The organism is Streptomyces aurantiacus (assembly GCF_001418335.1).
Taxonomy (GTDB): Bacteria; Actinomycetota; Actinomycetes; order Streptomycetales; family Streptomycetaceae; genus Streptomyces; species Streptomyces aurantiacus.
On record NZ_LIPP01000013.1, the window covers coordinates 1 to 17,142 of the forward strand.

General features: G+C 71.9%; 13 protein-coding genes and 1 pseudogene. 5 read left to right on the forward strand and 9 right to left on the reverse strand.

Annotated features, from left to right (window positions below):
* The coding region (locus AOK01_RS01965; protein ID WP_157871158.1) for a hypothetical protein at positions 1-187 on the reverse strand (187 nt) is incomplete at its 3' end.
* A 260-nt stretch (positions 188-447) separates the two neighbouring features.
* Here AOK01_RS01965 and AOK01_RS01970 point away from each other — a divergent pair.
* Both AOK01_RS01970 and AOK01_RS01975 read left to right on the forward strand, forming a co-directional pair.
* Positions 448-2,916: a SpoIIE family protein phosphatase gene (locus AOK01_RS01970; protein ID WP_055507697.1), complete on the forward strand. Its 2,469-nt coding sequence runs from the start codon at positions 448-450 to the stop codon at positions 2,914-2,916.
* Positions 2,917-2,921: 5 nt separating this feature from the next.
* The gene (locus tag AOK01_RS01975; protein ID WP_055507699.1) at positions 2,922-3,449 is read left to right on the forward strand and encodes a metallophosphoesterase family protein; all 528 of its coding nucleotides are present in this window, start codon (positions 2,922-2,924) and stop codon (positions 3,447-3,449) included.
* A gap of 1 nt (position 3,450) precedes the next feature.
* Here AOK01_RS01975 and AOK01_RS01980 read toward each other — a convergent pair whose 3' ends face one another.
* Positions 3,451-4,551: an XdhC family protein gene (locus tag AOK01_RS01980; RefSeq protein ID WP_055507701.1), complete on the reverse strand. Its 1,101-nt coding sequence runs from the start codon at positions 4,549-4,551 to the stop codon at positions 3,451-3,453.
* 388 nt (positions 4,552-4,939) lie between these two features.
* Here AOK01_RS01980 and AOK01_RS01985 point away from each other — a divergent pair, with 388 nt between their 5' ends.
* Together AOK01_RS01985 and AOK01_RS01990 are read left to right on the forward strand one after the other, a co-directional pair.
* Positions 4,940-6,802: a cellulase family glycosylhydrolase gene (locus AOK01_RS01985; RefSeq protein WP_055507720.1), complete on the forward strand. Its 1,863-nt coding sequence runs from the start codon at positions 4,940-4,942 to the stop codon at positions 6,800-6,802.
* A 163-nt stretch (positions 6,803-6,965) separates the two neighbouring features.
* Entirely contained in the window at positions 6,966-8,405 is a 1,440-nt protein-coding gene (locus tag AOK01_RS01990) for a M6 family metalloprotease domain-containing protein (RefSeq protein WP_055507703.1), read from the forward strand.
* Positions 8,406-8,426: 21 nt separating this feature from the next.
* On the opposite strand, the gene AOK01_RS01995 is transcribed toward AOK01_RS01990, so the two are convergent.
* The 4 genes from AOK01_RS01995 to AOK01_RS02010 form a co-directional block, all read right to left on the reverse strand.
* Positions 8,427-9,128, reverse strand: a complete 702-nt coding sequence (locus tag AOK01_RS01995) for a response regulator (RefSeq protein ID WP_055507705.1) — start codon at positions 9,126-9,128, stop codon at positions 8,427-8,429.
* Positions 9,125-10,348 carry a sensor histidine kinase gene (locus AOK01_RS02000; protein ID WP_055507708.1) on the reverse strand — a complete coding sequence of 408 codons (1,224 nt, stop codon included), beginning with the start codon at positions 10,346-10,348 and terminating at the stop codon, positions 9,125-9,127. The genes AOK01_RS01995 and AOK01_RS02000 overlap by 4 nt, the downstream gene beginning before the upstream one ends.
* A 125-nt stretch (positions 10,349-10,473) precedes the next feature.
* The gene (locus AOK01_RS02005) at positions 10,474-12,678 is read right to left on the reverse strand and encodes an MMPL family transporter (RefSeq protein WP_055507710.1); all 2,205 of its coding nucleotides are present in this window, start codon (positions 12,676-12,678) and stop codon (positions 10,474-10,476) included.
* A 286-nt stretch (positions 12,679-12,964) separates the two neighbouring features.
* A complete protein-coding gene (locus AOK01_RS02010) occupies positions 12,965-14,236 on the reverse strand; it encodes an FAD-dependent monooxygenase (RefSeq protein WP_055507712.1) in 1,272 nt (423 codons plus the stop codon).
* Between the two features lie 69 nt (positions 14,237-14,305).
* Between AOK01_RS02010 and AOK01_RS02015 the strand changes: the two genes are divergently transcribed.
* On the forward strand, positions 14,306-14,935 hold the full coding sequence (locus tag AOK01_RS02015) for a TetR/AcrR family transcriptional regulator C-terminal domain-containing protein (RefSeq protein WP_107099707.1): 630 nt from the start codon (positions 14,306-14,308) through the stop codon (positions 14,933-14,935).
* Positions 14,936-14,978: 43 nt separating this feature from the next.
* Here the strand turns inward: AOK01_RS02015 and AOK01_RS02020 are convergent, their stop codons facing one another.
* The 3 genes and pseudogenes from AOK01_RS02020 to AOK01_RS02030 form a co-directional block, all read right to left on the reverse strand.
* The gene (locus AOK01_RS02020; RefSeq protein WP_055507716.1) at positions 14,979-16,211 is read right to left on the reverse strand and encodes a glycosyltransferase; all 1,233 of its coding nucleotides are present in this window, start codon (positions 16,209-16,211) and stop codon (positions 14,979-14,981) included.
* A gap of 131 nt (positions 16,212-16,342) precedes the next feature.
* Positions 16,343-16,687, reverse strand: a complete 345-nt coding sequence (locus tag AOK01_RS02025) for a hypothetical protein (RefSeq protein ID WP_107099708.1) — start codon at positions 16,685-16,687, stop codon at positions 16,343-16,345.
* A gap of 5 nt (positions 16,688-16,692) precedes the next feature.
* Positions 16,693-17,142, reverse strand: a pseudogene (locus AOK01_RS02030) (hypothetical protein); the annotation flags it as partial.

Sequence of the window (17,142 nt, forward strand, 5' to 3'; positions counted from 1 at the left end):
GGGCGAGGGGGTCCACGGGGGTCAACGCCAGCCAGTCGCCGATCCGCGCCGCCCGCCACCCCGGGGGCACCGCCCGCTCGGCCGTCTCGAAGGCGGGCGCCGCGTCGCGTCCCGGCGCGGCCGGCCGGTCGGGTGTCTCGTAGAAGTGTCTGTCGGTCAGCGCGTAGACCTCGTACCGCTTGTCCATCGATGCCCCCTCCGGCTCCCGACCGAGGCTTCCACCCCACACCGGACACGGACAGTCACGCCTGTCACCAGGTCACCGTGCGGAATGCACGGCGTGCCACGCGGCGTGACCCCTGTCGGCGGTATCCCCGACGGGTTCCGAGAACCTGCCGCGACACGGCCGACGGGCCTGCGGGCGGCGGCCCCGCGCGCATCCGGCCGGGGCGCCACCGGGCCTCGGAACGGTCACAGGGGCTGCGCCCGCGTCCTGAAAGCGCTGTAATGACGGACGTGGTGAGTGAGGAAGACGAGGGGCGCGCAACGCGAAAGCCGCGTGCCGAACTTGCCCTCAAGACGCTCCACACCGACCCCGGCTCCCCCGAACGGCTGCGGAGCGTGCTCGAACTGACGCTCGTGTACGGCGGGGCAACGCTCGCCCTCGTGTACGCGCCGGGGGACCGGGGCGACCAGCTGTGCCTGATCGAGTCCGCCGGCGTACCCCGCTCCCTGTACGGCGTACGCGACAGCTATCCCCTCTCGGGCGGCTCGCCCGCGGCCGACGCCTACCGTGCCGGGCGGCCCCGGTGGCTGGGCCCGCGGGAGCTCACCGCGCCCGCCGGCGCCCGGCGGTCACCGGCGGGCGACTTCTGGCTGGCGGCCCTGCCGCTGCCGCCCGACCCGCGCGGCGGCGGCTGTCTGGTGGCCGTGAGCGAGAGCCCCGGCGGCTTCGGCACCGACGACCGCGAGTGTCTGGAACTGTTCGCCGGGGCGGTCTCCTTCCCGCCCACGACGGGGACCGGCGACTCCGAGGCACTGTCCACCAGTTCGTTCACGCTGGCGCTGGACTCGGGGCGCGTCGAGGTCGACGACGAGGTGCTGGACCTGTTCGGACTCGACCCCGACGACTTCGACGGCAAGGTCGAGACGCTGCTGAGCATGACCGTGCCGGAGGACCTGCCCACGCTGATGTCCGTGGTGGAGGCCGACCACATGTCCCTCGGCGAGCGGGAGCTGGAGTTCCGCATCGGCCGGCCCTCCGGCGAGCAGAAGTGGCTCAGACTGCGCGCCCGGCTGCTGCCCGCCGCCGACGGGCGCCCGTCCCGGCTGGTGGGCGCCGTCGCCGACGCCTCGAACCTGCGGCCCAGCGGCAACGAGGTGACGCGCGTCCAGCGCCTCGCCGCCGCCCTCGCCACCGCGGGCACCGTCCACGACGTCGGCCAGGCGGTCGTCACCGCCCTGCGCCGGCCCCTGGCGGCCGACCGCATCGCCGTGGCCGAGCTGGAGGGCGAGCGCCTCGTCGTCACCGTCCTGGACCCGCCGGAACCGGAGGCCTGGCCCGAGGTGTGGCGCACCGAGTGGCGCTCGGACTGGCCCGACGCCCCCGTGCGCTCCATGCCGACCCTGGAGGCGGCCCTGCGCGAGGGACGCGCGGTGATCCGGCCCGCCGGAACACCGCTGGAGCCCGCACTCGCCGACGTCGGCCCCGGCGGTCTCGCCGTCCTGCCCCTGCCGGCCGGGGGCCGGATGGCAGGCGTCTGCCTCATCGGCTGGGACACCCCGCACGACTTCGGCCCGGACGAACGCACCCTGCTCACCGCCTCCGCGGGACTCGCGGGACAGGCGCTGATGCGCGCCCGCGCCTTCGACGCCGAGCACGAACTCGTCGGCATGCTCCAGCGCACCCTTCTCCCGCGCAGACTGCCGCCCCTGGCCGGGGCCGAGGCCGTCGCCCGCTATCTGCCCACCACCGCGGGTCTGGAGGTCGGCGGCGACTGGTACGACGTGATCCCGCTGCCCGACGACCACGTCGCCCTCGTCATCGGCGACGTCCAGGGACACAACGCCCAGGCCGCCACCCTGATGGGCCAGATGCGCACCGCGCTGCGCGCGTACGCCGTCGAGGGCCACCCCCCGGACGTGGTCGTCTCCCGCGCCAACCGGCTGCTCATGGGCATGGAGACCGGCCTCTTCGCCACCTGCTGCTACGTCGACGTGGACATGGCGGAGGGCACGGCGTGGTGCGTACGCGCCGGGCATCTGCCGCCGGTCCTGCGGCGCCCGGACGGCACGACCGACATCCTCGTCACGGAGGGCGGGCCGCCCCTCGGCGTCATCACACAGGCCGACTTCCCGATGAGCCCGCTGCCGCTCCAGCCCGGCACCGTGGTGGCCCTCACCACGGACGGCCTGGTCGAGTCCGCCGAACTCGACCTGGAGGACGGCCTGCGCCGGCTGGCCGGCCAACTGGCCGCCGCCGACCCCGCCCACCTCGGGCTCGTCGCGGACGCCCTGCTCGCGGACGCCAACCGCAGCGACGACGTGGCCCTGCTCCTCATGCGCTACGACGGCCTGGACCTGAGACCGCTGCGCGAGAGCTGGACCGTGTGGCGCGTCCCCGAGGCGGTCCGCCACGCCCGCCGCTTCACCCGCCGTGCCCTGCGCGCCTGGGGCGTCACGGATGAGCCCGACGCCATCCTCCTGATCGTCTCCGAACTCGTCACCAACGCCCTCGTGCACACCGACGGCCAGGTCCGCCTCGACCTCACCCTCATCAACAACCGGATGCGCGTCGCCGTCGCCGACATCTCACCGCGTACGCCCATCAAGCCCACGAGCATCGGCTGGGAGGCCACCGGAGGCCGCGGCATCCTCCTCGTCGAGGCCCTCTCGGCCACCTGGGGAACGGTTCCGGTCAGCGGCGGCAAACAGGTGTGGGCCGAACTCACCCTGACCGAACCCGTCGGGGACTGATCCGCGTGCGCCTCCTGCTGATGTCCGACACCCACCTGCCCAGGCGCGCCAGGGAACTCCCCGCGCCGCTCCTCGCCGAACTCCCGCGCGCCGACGTCGTGATCCACGCGGGCGACTGGGTGGACACCGCGACCCTCGACCTCCTCCGGAGCCGCTCCCAGCGGCTCATCGGCGTCTACGGCAACAACGACGGCCCCGGTCTCAGGGCCCGCCTCCCCGAGGTCGCCCACGCCGAACTCGACGGCCTGCGCCTCGCGGTCGTCCACGAGACCGGTCCCGCCCAGGGCCGCGAACGGCGGTGCGCGGAGCGCTTCCCCGACGTCGACGTGCTGGTCTTCGGCCACAGCCACATCCCCTGGGACACCACGGCCGCCACCGGTCTGCGGCTGCTCAATCCGGGCTCGCCCACCGACCGCCGACGCCAACCGCACTGCACGTACATGACCGCGACGGTGCAAGGCGGCACGCTCGACGACGTCCGCCTGCACCGGCTGCCGCCGCGTGTCCCGCATGCCCCGCGTGCTCGCGCCTGATCTACCGCCGCGGGTGGATCTCCCCGTCCGTCGCCGTCAGCGGGACGCCGCTGCCGCCCCAGCGCAGCGCCACGATCTCGGCGGCGACGGACACGGCCACCTCCTCGGGCGTACGCGCCCCGAGGTCGAGGCCGACCGGCGAGCGCAGCCGGGCCAGTTCGGCCTCGCCGAGCCCGCCCTCGCGCAGCCGTGCCAGCCGCTCGTCGTGCGTACGGCGGCTGCCCATCGCCCCGATGTACGCCGCCGGGCGGCGCAGCGCCTCCTCCAGGAGCGGCACGTCGAACCTGGGATCGTGGGTGAGGACGCAGATCACCGTGCGCTCGTCGGTGTCCGTCGTCCGCAGGAAACGGTGCGGCCACTCGACTACGACCTCGACGTCCGCCGGGAAGCGTTTCGCGGTGGCGAAGACGGGCCGCGCGTCGCACACCGTGACCCGGTGGCCGAGGAAGGCGCCGATGCGGGCGACCGCCGCCGCGTAGTCGATCGCCCCGAAGACCAGCATGCGCGGCGGCGGAGCGAACGAGTGCAGGAAGACCGTCACTGCGTCCTCGCGTCGCTCGCCGCGCGGTCCGTAGTGCCGCAGGCCGGTCGCGCCCAGCGCCAGTTCGCCCCGCGCGTCGGCGGTCACGGCCACGTCCAGGCCCGTCGTGCCGAGCGTTCCGGACACCTCGTCCGCCCAGACGGCGAGGGACGCGCCGCGTCGTGCCGGGCCGTCGGTCACCGTCGCCACCGTGACCGGGCGGCCCGCGGCCACCGACTCCGCGACCGCCCCGAAGGACGGATCGAGAGCGGCCGTCACGGGCCGTACGAGGAGGGTGATCTCCCCGCCGCAGGTCAGCCCGACGGCGAACGCGTCCTCGTCGCTGTACCCGAAGGTCTCAAGACGGGCCTCGCCCGACGCGGCCACCTCCCGGGCCAGCTCGAAGACCGCGCCCTCGACGCAGCCGCCGGACACGCTGCCCACGACCTCGTCGCCGGGCCCGACGGCCATGGCGGCGCCGGGGTCGCGTGGCGTGCTCCGGCTGACGGCGACGACCGTGGCGAGACCGAAGGGGAAGCCTTCCGCGTACCACCGGCCGAGCGCCGGGAGGATCTCACGCATGTCCGCTCCGCTCCTCTCACCACCGCCGCCGGACGGTCCGGCGCGGCCGGGCTGTGGCCCTCGACGAACGCGGCCACGCCCGGCGCCGGCGCTGCCGCACCGGCGGCCGGCGGTGCGTGACCGGAGCGGGCCCTGCGCGGAGCGGCCCGGATCACCCGCTGCGCCAACCGGTGCAAGCCTCGCATCCGGGCCGCGAGCGGCTCCGGATCGCCACGCTCCCGGCCGCCCGGCAGCGCCACGACCACCGCGCCGCGCGCCCTGCCGCGCCGACCCCGCCGGTCGGGCGTCGGCAGCCGGCCCGGCGCGAGTGCCGTCCTCGTCCGAAAGCTGACTTACTCTCAAGTCAGGAACCTTGACGGTCGATGACGCGCACGGGATTGTTGTGGACATGCCCAAGTTGCGTGCGCATCTGCTCGGGGTCCTCGTCCTGCTGACCGGCCTGCTGACGACCGCGGGAGCCCCGTCCGCCACCGCCCTCCCCGACGACCTGTGGTTCGACCCGGCCGCCGCCGCGACCCTCACGGTCCACGACGGCCGCTTCACCGACGGTCTCGGCCGCGAGGTCGTACTGCGCGGCTACAACGTCTCCGGCGAGACGAAGCTCGACGAGAACCACGGCCTGCCGTTCGCCTCGGTTGCGGACGCCAGGAAGTCGGCGACCGCACTGCGCGCCCTCGGCGGCGGCAACTCGGTGCGCTTCCTGCTCTCCTGGGCGTACGCCGAACCGGTGCGCGGCCAGGTGGACACCGCGTACCTCGCCGCGGCCACCGACCAGATGCGCGCCTTCCTGGACGCCGGGATCAGGATCTACCCCGACTTCCACCAGGACCTCTACTCGCGCCACCTCTTCGACCCCGACAGCTGGTACACGGGCGACGGTGCCCCGAAGTGGGCCGTCGACGCCGGCGACTACCCGGACGAGTACTGCGGCATCTGCCCGTTCTGGGGCCAGAACATCACCTCGAACGCCGCCGTCACGCAGGCGTCGTACGACTTCTGGCACAACGCGCACGGTCTCCAGGACGCCTTCCTCACCACCGCGGGGACCACCATGGCGTACGTCGAACAGCACCTGACCGACGCCCAGTTCGCGGGCGTCGTCGGCTTCGACCCGTACAACGAGCCGCACGCGGGTGTCTACGACTCCGGTCAGACGAGCCGGGCGTGGGAGAAGGACGTGCTCTGGCCGTTCTACGGGAAATTCCGGGCGCGGATGGACGCGGCGGGCTGGCAGGACAAGCCCGCCTTCGTGGAGCCGAATCTCTTCTGGAACGCCAACATCGACTTCCAGAAGCAGGAGGGCGGCCTCCTCGACGCGGGCACCCTCGGCCCGCGCTACGTCTTCAACACGCACTTCTACGACCAGAAGGCGATCTCGGGCATCTTCATGTGGGGCAAGGCGGAGAACGGACAGTACGTCAACGACTTCGCCGCCGTGCGCGACCGGGCCGCCGCCACCGGCACCGCGGCGGTCGTCAGCGAGTTCGGCCATCCGCTCGCGGGCAACGTCTCCGACAAGGCGCCGACCGTCCTCAAGGCGATGTACCAGGCCCTCGACTCCCGTGTGAAGGGCGTCAGTTGGTGGACCGGTCCGACCCGGTCGGGTCCCGTTCTGTCCGGCTCGCAGTGGCAGTGGGACATCTACCACGGCCGTCACCACGAGCTGATGAACGGCAACCCCGACAAGGTGCTCACCACCGGTGACGCCTGGAACGACGAGGACCTCTCCGCCGTACGCCTCGACGACTCCGGGACGGCGGTGCTGCGCCAGGACACCCGGCTCCTCGACCGCGTCTACCCGAGCGCGACGGCGGGCGCGACGGTCGCCTTCACCTACGAGGACCGGTCGCGGGACGGCTCCACCACGCTGACCTGGAACCCGGTCCCGAGCTCGCTGCCGCGCGTGGCCGAGCTGGTCGGCTCCGGCCAGTACGCGCTCCAGGTGTGGCGCTCGGACGGCAGCGCCGAGCCCACCGAGCTGCATCTGCCGGCGTCCTTCCCGACCGCCGCCACGACGGTGGTCTCGGACCTCGGCGTGAGCGCCGCGCCGCCCGCGTACACCAGGACCACCCCGATCGCGGTCGCTCGCGAACCGGGTGGCACGGGCAGCCGTCGCCTCCTGCTGACCGCCCCGGACTCGGGCACCCTGCACTACGCCCTGGTCACCAACGGCGCGACGGCCCCGTCCGCGGCCCTGCTGAGCGCCGCGCGCACGGAGCTGTCGAACTGGGCGGCCGCCACGGTGGGGTGACGGCACAGTTCCGCTTCGAGTGCCCAACGGCACAGCTCTGGGCGGAGATTGACAGGGAAGTCGTCTCCCGGCTAAGAGAGGGCGTACGGCCTTCACATGGCCTGATTTTTCTGGATCCTCCGTGTCCGGCAAAGAGGGGTTCGTCCCCTGAAGGGGGTGCCTGATGCGCCATACGCTCAGCCCCGTACGGCCCGCCCACCACTGTGACGCCGCCTGCCCCGTGCCGTTGGCGCCGCAGGCCATGGCCCAGCTGTACGCCCGCTACCTCGAACTGCGCAAAGAACGCCGCCTGCCCACGAACACGACCTTCGAGGAGTACTACACCGTCTGGCGCGCGGGCCGCAGGGGCGAGAACCTCGTCGGCCTCGACGACGGGGCGGTCGACCCCGGGCCCAGCACCGACAAGCAGCTGATCACCCGCCCCACCACCCCACTGCGGGGAACCGTACGGACGCTGGTGCTGCTCGTCGACTTCCCCGACCAGCCGCACGAGGCCGACCACGGCCCCGGCCACTACGACAGCATGCTCTTCGGCCTGGACGAGTTCCCGAGCGGCAGCATGCGCTCCTTCTACCGCCAGGTCAGCGCCTTCGACACCTCGCCCAGCACCGGCATCGACATCCAGGGCGCCGTGCACGGCTGGTTCCGTATGCCGCAGCCGCTGTCCTACTACGCCGACGGCAACTCGGGCATGAACACCACCTACCCGCGCAACTCGCAGGGACTGGCGTACGACGCCGTAATGGCGGCTCGCGCCGCCGGGGTCGACTTCACCTCCTTCGACGCGCTCGACGAGGGCGCCGTCACCGCCCTGTTCGTCATCCACGCCGGACGCGGCGCCGAGCAGACGACGCAGCGCGGTGACCTGTGGAGCCTCAAGTGGACGATCCCCGGCGGCGTCGAGGTCGCGCCGGGCCTGTCGGTCCGCACCTTCCTGACCGTGCCGGAGGACTGCGCCGTCGGTGTCTGCGCCCATGAGTGGGGCCACCTCGCGGCCCGCTGGGCCGACTACTACGACACCGGACAGCAGCAGCTGACCCGGTCGGCCGGGCTCGGCAACTACTGCCTCATGTCGGGCGGTTCATGGGGCAACGGCGGGCTGACCCCGGTGTTCCCGACCGCCATGCTGCGGATGTTCCACGGCTGGACCGAACCCCAGGTGGTGAACAAGACCACCCGGGACATCAGCCTGCGGCCCGCGGCGGAGGACGGCGAAGCGGTGTTCGTCCAGAACCCCGAGACGATGTCCGACCACCAGTACATCCTCGTCGAGTACCGCCGCCGGCGCGGCCAGGACGCCTTCCTGCCCGACGAGGGGATCGCCGTGTACGTGGTCGACGAGTCGATCGACAACGTCAACGACGAGCAGAACCTCGCCATCGAGCTCCTCCAGGCCGACGGCCGCGGCGACCTCTCGCGGATGTTCGGCCGGGGCAACCGGGGCGACAGCGACGACCTGTACCCGTTCAAGGACCAGAACACGGTCGGCGAGAAGACGGAACCGGCACTGAACCTGCCCGACGGCACCTGGACGGGGGTCACCATCGAGACCGTGGGCACCCCGGGCGCCGACGAGATGACGGTACACATCACCGTGGCCTGACCCCGGGCGTGTACCGACCGCCTACCCGGTGTTCCCGGGGTCCGTGTTCGGCTCGGGCGGTCGGTGCACGCGTACGAAACCGGTCCGGTAGGCGATGGCGACGAGCTGGGCACGGTGGCGGGCACCGAGCTTGGTCATGATGCGCTGGACGAAGGTACGCACGGTCATCGGGCTGACATGCAGGCTCCGGGCGATCTCGTCGTTGGTGAGCCCCTTGGCGGCGCACGCCAGGACTTCACGCTCACGCGGAGTGAGTACCTCCATTTCGTGCGGCGTCGCGGCCTGACGGTCGGGGCTGGCGAGGTAACGCGTGACCACGGCGTGCGTGGCGGCGGGGGACAGGACCATGTCCCCGGCCGCCACGGTACGGATGGCATTCAGGAACGCGGCGGGATCGACTCCCTTGCCCAGGAATCCGCTCACGCCCGCACGGAGAGCCCTCGCGATGTGGTCGTCCGTCTCGAAGGTGGTGAGGACGAGCACGCGAGTGTCCTTCAGCCGGTGATCCCGAGTGATCTCCCCGGCGGCCACCAAGCCGTCCTTGTCCGGCATCCTGATGTCCATGACCACGACGTCCGGCGTGGTGGCGCGGGCCAGTTCCACGGCCTGGACGCCGTTCGCCGCGATGCCGACGACTTCCATGTCGTCGCCGGAGTCGATGAGGATCTGGAACGTGCCGGCGAGGAGCGCCTGGTCGTCGGCGAGCAGCACCCGAATGGTCATTCGGACTCCTTGTGATCGCCGGGCGGAGGGCTCTCGGGGTGCGGCGCGTCCGTGGGAAGCTCCGCGACCACCTCGAACCCGACGTCGGGTCTGCGCCGGGCGCGCAGCCGCCCGCCGACGGCCTGCGCGCGCTCCCGCATGCCGATCAGGCCGTAGCCGGCGGCGCTTGTCGTCCGCTGCTCCCCGTCGTCCCTGACAGTGATCGTCAAGAGGCGGTCGCCGTAGTCGAGATGAACCGACGCGGACGTCGTCCCGGCGTGTTTGGTGACGTTCGTCAGTGCTTCCTGCACGATCCGGTACGCCGTGAGGTCGACGCCGGACGACAGGGCCTGCCCGGGACCGTCGCAGGTGAGTGAGACGTCCAGTCCCGCATGGCCGAAGGAGGCGAGCAGCGCCGGAAGCCGGGACAGCCGGGGAGCCGGCTCCACCGGGGTCGGGGGCTCCCCGGTCTCGCGGAGCAGCCCCACGGTCGCCCTGAGTTCGCCCAGCGCGGAGACCAGCGTCGTGGTGAGGTTCTGCATCACGTGCTGCGCCTTGTCCGGTTTGGTGGACAGCAGGTACTCGGCCGTGGCGGCCTGCGCGTGGGCCAGGGTGACGTGGTGGGCGACGACGTCGTGGAGTTCACGTGCGATACGCATCCGCTCCGCACCGACCCGGGTACGCGCTTCCTCCTCGCGGGTGCGTATCGCCATCTCGGCTCGCGCTTCCACGGCGGTGACGTAGTCACGGCGGCTGCGCATGGAGTCGGCGACAGCGCTGGGCAGGAGCACGAAGCCGACGAGTCCTACCTGCTCGGCCTGTACGGGCGTGCCGTTCGGGGACCAGATGGCTGAGGCGGTGAGCAGGACGAGGGCGGACGCCGCGGTGCAGCGGGCCGCGGTGCGGCTGTCGGTGCGCCAGGCGAGCGAGTACAGAGCCGCCATCAGCGGGCCGGCGACGGTGGAACTGAACTGGTATCCCAGGGAGGCGCCCATCGCGCCCAGGACGGCCGTACCCGCCGTGGTGGCGACCACGGTCAGACGAGGGAACGTGCGGTGCGCGAAGAGGGCGGAGGAGGAACATACGGCGACGAGGACAGCGGGCAGCGGCGGCCATCGAACGATGTGGGGTGGCTGCGTCATGGTGGTGGAGAGCACCGCGAGCCCGCACAGGGCCACCACCAGCGTGACGTCGACCTGTCGGGGACGGCACCGGGCCCACAGCCGCATCTCGGCGATCACGCAAGCTCCTTGACCGGTCGTTGCTTCTTCGCTTCTTCGCTTCTTCGTGCGTTCCGGCAGCGGGTGGTTGTGCCGGGACGGCCCGTGGTGGCACGGACAGCCCCGGCACAACCACCCGCTGCCGGCTAGACGTTGACCGATTCGTCCCGTGACGGGGGCTGTACCGGAAGAGCCGGGCCGGCCGCGAGGTGCCGGGTCAGCTTCTCGCCCTCGACGTCCACGTCGGGCAGCACCTTGCCCAGCCACCGTGGCAGCCACCACGCCGCGTGGCCCAGGAGGGCGAGAGCGGCCGGGACGATGGTCATGCGGACGACGAAGGCGTCGAAGAAGACGGCGGAGGCCAGGCCGAGACCCAGCATCTTGATCATGGAGTCGGTCATGCCGATGAAGCCGGCGAAGACCGCGATCATGATGACGGCGGCGGCCACCACGACCCGGGCACTGTGCCGGAATCCGGTGACGACGGCCTGGGCGGGCGGCTCGCCGTGCACGTAGGCCTCGCGGATGCGGGTCACGAGGAAGACCTCGTAGTCCATGGCCAGTCCGAAGACCACGCCGATCAGGAAGATCGGCATCATGCTCATCACCGGACCCGTCTGCGCGACGCCGAGCAGGCCGCTGAGCCACCCCCACTGGAAGACCGCGACGATCACGCCGAACGACGCGGCGACCGAGAGCAGGAAGCCCAACGCCGCCTTGACCGGGACGAGTACGGAGCGGAACACCACCATCAGCAGCAGTACGGCCAGGCCCACCACGACGGCGAGATAGGGGATGAGCGCGGCGGTGACCTTGTTCGAGACGTCGATGTTCATCGCGGTCTGACCGGTCACCAGCATCGGTGCGCCCGTGTCGGCCTCCAGTTCGCCGGCCTCCGCACGGATGGCTTCGACGATCTTCTTGGTCTCGGTGGCGGCGGGGCCGGTGCTGGGCACCGCGGAGACGACGGCGGTGTCGCCGGCCTTGTTGAACATGGCCGGTGAGACCTCCACCACGCCGTGAGTGGCGGACAGGCTCTTGCGGGCCTGCTCGACGACCGCCTTCGGGTCGGCGGTCTTCCCGGCGTCGATGACCACGGTCAGCGGTCCGTTGAAGCCTGGACCGAACCCTTCGGCGAGCGCGTCGTAGGCGCGTCGCTGGGTGGTCGAGGTGGGCTGTGCCTCGTCGCCGGGCAGGGTGAGCTGCAGGTCCAGCGCGGGAAGGGCCACGACGCCCAGGCCCACGACACCGAGCAGGAGGGCCGCCAGGGGGCGGCGGATCACGTAGCGGGCCCACCGACTGCCCGCGGGCTCCTTCGCCGCGGCGGTCCGCTGCTTCGCCGTGCGCCGGGGGCGCGGCATAAGGGCCTTGGGGAGGAAACCGAACAGCGCGGGCAGCAGCGTCAGCGCGATCAGTACGGCGATCACGATCGTCCCTGCCGCGGCCAGTCCCATGTCGGTGAGCATGGGTACGCCCGCCACGGCCAGTCCTGCCAGGGCGATGACGACCGTGGTTCCGGCGAAGACGACGGCTGATCCCGCCGTGCCCACCGCCCGGCCGGCCGCCTCCTCCGCCGGGTGCCCCTCGGACCGCTCCGCCCGGTATCGCGAGAGGATGAACAGCGCGTAGTCGATGCCGACGGCCAGCCCCAGCATGAGGGCCAGAGTGATCGTCGTGGTGGACATGCCGACGGCGACGATCGCGCAGATTCCCGCGCCGAGACCGATGAGTGCGGTGAGCAGCGGCAGACCGGCGGCGATCAGGGTACGGAAGGTGATGAACAGGACCACCGCCGCGACGGCGATGCCGATGATCTCGGTGACGCCGCCGAGTTCGGGGCCCGCGTCCACGGCCGATCCGCCGACCTCCACGGTCAGGCCCGCGTCCCGGCCGTCCTCGACGGCGTCCAGGAGGTCCTTGGTGGTGGCCTCTGTCAGATCGTCACTTTTCGCCTTGTACGTGACGGTGGCGTAGGCGGTGGAGCCGTCCTTGCTCACGGCGTCCTCCGTGAAGGGACTCAAGGCCTCCGCGACCTGAGTGCCGTCGCCCACTTCGGCGACGACCTTCTCCACCGCCGCCCTGTTGTCGCCGGCGGTCACCCGCTGTCCGTCGGGGGCGGCGAAGACGATGCGCGCGTCGGCGCCTTCCGCGTTGCCGCCGGGGAAGCGCGCGTCCAGCAGGTCGAAGGCCTGCTGCGATTCGGTGCCCGGCATGGAGAAGCCGTCCTCCTCGGCGGCCGGTGCCATGATCGCCGCGAAAGCACAGGCCACCAGGAGAACCACCCACGCGAGCGCGACGTAGCGGCGTTTACGGAAGGACAGCCGACCGAGTCGGTAGAGCAGTGAAGCCATGACGAGGCGCTCCAGTCAGGAAGACGGAAAGGGTGCGGCGGCGCTCAGGGCCGCGCTCCGGTCGGGTGGGCCTGCGGAAGGCAGCGGGCCGGAGCAGTGGCTCCATGGTTCGTGACAGAGGCCCCTCACGTCGTCCCGCACCTGCGGACACCGGCGCGTACGGAAACGGCAGTACGAGCAGGGCTCGGCCTGAGTCTTGAGGCTGACCCGGCGCTGCCGGGATCGGCGAGGAGCAGCCCGGCGAGGTCGTGCGGTACGGCGCCTCCGGGACCCAGCACCGCGCTCATCAGGCGCGGAGGTCCGGGTATTCCGGGAGCCGCCAGTCGCCGCCCCGGTCCTCCTTCGCGTACCGCGCGACGAGGTCGGGGACGCGCAGGAAGCAGGCCAGCGCGGTGACGGAGTGGAAGGCGTCGATGGCCGGCTTGCTCATGGGCATGCCCAGGCGCAGGAGGTGCGGTTTCACCGCGGCCTGGATCTCGTCGACGAACGGACGCAGCGTGGTGTCGTAGTTCGCCAGCGCCCGGGGCAGGTCGTCGGCGTGGCGGTTGATCTCGCCGGCCAGGACGTACGCGCCGACCAGGCCGCCGGAGACACCCATGCCGCTGTAGGGAGAAGCGCAGTGTGCGGCGTCTCCGACCAGGACCACGCGCCCCTTCGACCACGTGTCCGTGCGCACCTGCACGACCTCCTGGGAGTAGAAGCTGTCGGTCGTCTCCATGCCCTTGAGGAAGCGCTCGGTCTGCCAGCCCGCGTCACGGAACCTGTCGGCCCAGAACCGCTTCTGGCGCTCGACCGGCTCCCGGTGGACGGCTGAGGCGTCCTCGGACTCCTCCCGCAGCGCGAAGTAGACCTGGGTCTCGCTCGGGTGGTGACTCCGCCGCATGATCATCCGGCCACCGGGGGCGAGGTAGGTGTCCCGGATGTCGGTGTCCGAGGCGATGCGCGGGACGAACCAGTACGCCATGTGGATGCCCACCCGCCAGTACGGATCGGGCGTGCCCGGCGGCAGGACGGCCCGCCGGATGCGCGACCCCTGTCCGTCCGCTCCGACCAGGAGGTCGAACGCGCCGGAGGAGCCGTCGGAGAAGTGGGCGACCACGCGCTCCTCGTCCTGCTCGAACCCGTCCACGCTCACGCCGAAGACGTGGTCCACGTCGCCCTTCGTCGCATCGTGGAGGATGCGCACCAGGTCACCGCGCATGATCTCGTACTCGGAGGTCAGTGTCTGCCGGCCCCGACCGGACGTGTTGGCCATGATCGTCGCCCGCGGCTTGCCACGGGCGTTGACGAAGGCGACGCCCGCCTCGTCCACGAGCTTGCTCTTGACAGTGTCGAGAAGACCCATGCGCCTGACGGCGTCGATGCCCTGGCCCCGGAGGTCCACCTGGGCGCCCGTGGCCCGCAGCGCCGGAAAGCGTTCGACGACGGTCACCCGGTGACCGCCCCGGGTGAGCCGGTGAGCCAGAGCCTGTCCCGCGACCCCGCCGCCGCAGATGAGGACCTTCAGGGAGGGGGGTTGTGCTGGGGATCCTGCTGCGGGTTCCGCTGCGTGCGCCATGACACGAACCTTTTTCTATCGGTGATAGGTGCTTTTGCGAGCGTCGCCTATCGCCGATAGATTGTCAAAATGAAGATGAACCGGGAGACCGTCGTGGGCGAGGCGCTCGACCTGCTCGACGAGGTCGGCCTGGACGCCGTCAGCACCAGACAGCTCGCGAAGCGCCTGGGAGTCGAACAGCCCTCGCTCTACTACCATTTCCGGAACAAGAAAGAGCTGCTCGGCGCCATGGCCCAGGCCGCGATGGACCCGCACGCGACGGCTCCGCTCCCGGCGCCCGAAGAGGACTGGCGCGCGTGGTTCCTGGAGAACACGCGCAGCTTCCGGCGGACCCTGCTGCTACGCCGCGACGGCGCACGGCTCCACGCCGGAAACGCCCCTGGAGGGGGCGACCTCGACCGCATCGCCCACAAGATGGCCTTCCTGCTCGCGGCCGGTGTGCCGGAACGAGACGCCCAGATGGCGATGCTCGCCGCCAGCCGCTTCACGGTCGGCAGCGCTCTGGAGGAACAGGCGGACACGGAGCAGGCGAACACGGAGCGAGGGGGCACGGGACAGGGGGGCACCGGCCACGATGTCGGCGCGGACCACCCGGTCGTCCCGCTGATCGATCACGAGTCGGCGTTCGAGGCCGGTCTGGCCCTCATCCTGGACGGACTGACCCACCGCGTCGAGGGAACAGCAGGAGTCGCGGGATAGGAGCCCTGCGCTTCCGTCGCGGAAGCAGCGGCGCCGTCACCGGTCAGGCCCCGGCCAGCCGGTTCACGGCCGCGAGGACGGGACCCACCCCGTCCTCGTCGCGGAGCCGGCCGGCCAGCACCTTCGCGCGCGCCGAGTGCGCGGGCCCGGTCACCGCGCGCCGCACGGCGGCACCGAGCGCGTCGGCGGTGAGCCCGCGCAGCGGAACCGCCGCCGGGGCCACCCCGAGCGCCACGAGCCGTGCGGCCCAGAATGCCTCGTCGAACTGGATCGGCACGGGCACGGCCGGAACACCGGCACGCAGCGCCGCCGCGGTCGTGCCCGCACCCGCGTGATGCACCACCGCGGCCATGTGCGGGAACAGCGCCGAGTGCGGGACCTCGTCGACGGTGAACATGTCGTCGCCGGTGGCGGCAAGACCGGCCCAGCCCCGCTGTACCACACCTCGCACCCCGGCCGCGCGCAGGGCCCGCACGACCACCCCGCTCAGCCGCCCGGCATCGGGCACGGTGGCGCTGCCCAGACCGAAGAAGACCGGCGGAGGCCCGGAGTCCAGGAACTCCCGCAGCCGCTCGGGGAGTTGGGGTTCCAGGTCGTACGGCCACCAGTACCCGGCGACCCCGAGACCGGGTCGCCAGTCGCGGGGCCGCGGCACCACCAGGGGGCTGAATCCGTGGTGGACCTGCCAGTTGTGCCGCTCACGGGCGCGACGGGCGGCGCGCGAGCCGAGCGGCGGCAGACCGAGCCGGGCCCGCAACGCCCGCGTGGTGTCGGCGAAGATCTGCTCCACGGCCACGTTCACGGCACGCCCCGCGAGCCGGTTGCCCGCCGCCCCCAGTGACCGGGTGCCGATCACCGGTGGCGCGAACTCACGTGTGGGGGCGAGCGGCTGGAGATAGACGCCCATGCTCGGCACCCCGTGCCCCTCGGCGACGACATGGCCGAGGGGCCCCAGCGAACTCGACAGCAGCAGCACGTCGGCCGACCCGGCGGCAGCCACCAGGTCGTCCACCATCCGCCCCACCAGCGACCGCGTCATCCCGACCACCCGGGCCAGCTTGCCGACCCCGGTGGCACTGCGGTGCAGCGCGCGCCCGCGGGGGGACTCCAGCTCCGCCCTCGGATCCACCGGCAGCGGATGGAACCCCAGTCCGGCGGCCGACACCAGAGGCTCGAAGCACCCATGCGTCACCACCGTGACCTCGTGCCCGCCCCGCGCCAGCCCGTGTCCGAGCCCCGTGTACGGCGCCGCGTCGCCCCGTGAACCCGCCGTCATGATCGCTACTCGCACGACGGCCAGTATGGCGCCGATGACCGGCGGAGCGCCCGCTGCCGCGCCCTGTCGGCCGACGCGGCAGGGCGGCTCGTGTCGAACAAGCAGGCCGGCTCGTCATCGCCGGCTCGTCGTCACCGGGTGGCCGAGACGATCAGGACGGCAGCCGAGAGCAGGACCGCGGTCCCCGACAGGAACGTCGCGAGAAGCCGCCGCCGCAGCACACGATAGGCGGCCTCGTATTCGCCCCGCAATTCCCCGGCCCGCAGGGCGGTGCGCTCCCAGCAGAGCCGGGCGAGCGAGACGTACACCCTCGCGAAACGCTCCTCCACCTCCTCTCTCTGACTGTCGGTCAGCCACTCGAACCGCCGGCCGAAACGCCCCGCTTCGAGGCGCCCTTCGGCAAGCGTGGCCTCCACCAGCAGATGCCCCTCCAACTCGGCGATCAGAGCACCCGCGTCGACCGGCCTGTCATCCATCGCGGTCACCGCGGCCCCCTCTCCGCCGCGGACGACCGCACCTCCGCGGACGACTGCGCACCCGCGGACGCATCGGCTCCCGCAGGCGTCTGCCGGGGTGCGGGCAACCGCAGCCCCGCGGCCCCGATCTCGGGGTGGTGCAGGTCGAAGGCGGGGGATTCGGAACGGATGCGCGGCAGCGTGAGGAAGTTGTGCCGCGGCGGCGGGCAGGACGTGGCCCACTCCAGCGAACGGCCGTAGCCCCACGGGTCGTCGGCCTCGACCTTCTCGCCGTACTTGGCCGTCTTCCAGATGTTGTAGAAGAACGGCAGCAGGGACAGCCCGAGGACGAAGGAGAAAATACTGGAGACGGTGTTGAGGACCGTCAGCCCCTCCACGGCCAGATAGTCCGGAATCCGGCGCTGCATTCCGTTCGTGCCCAGCCAGTGTTGTACGAGGAAGGTGCCGTGGAAGCC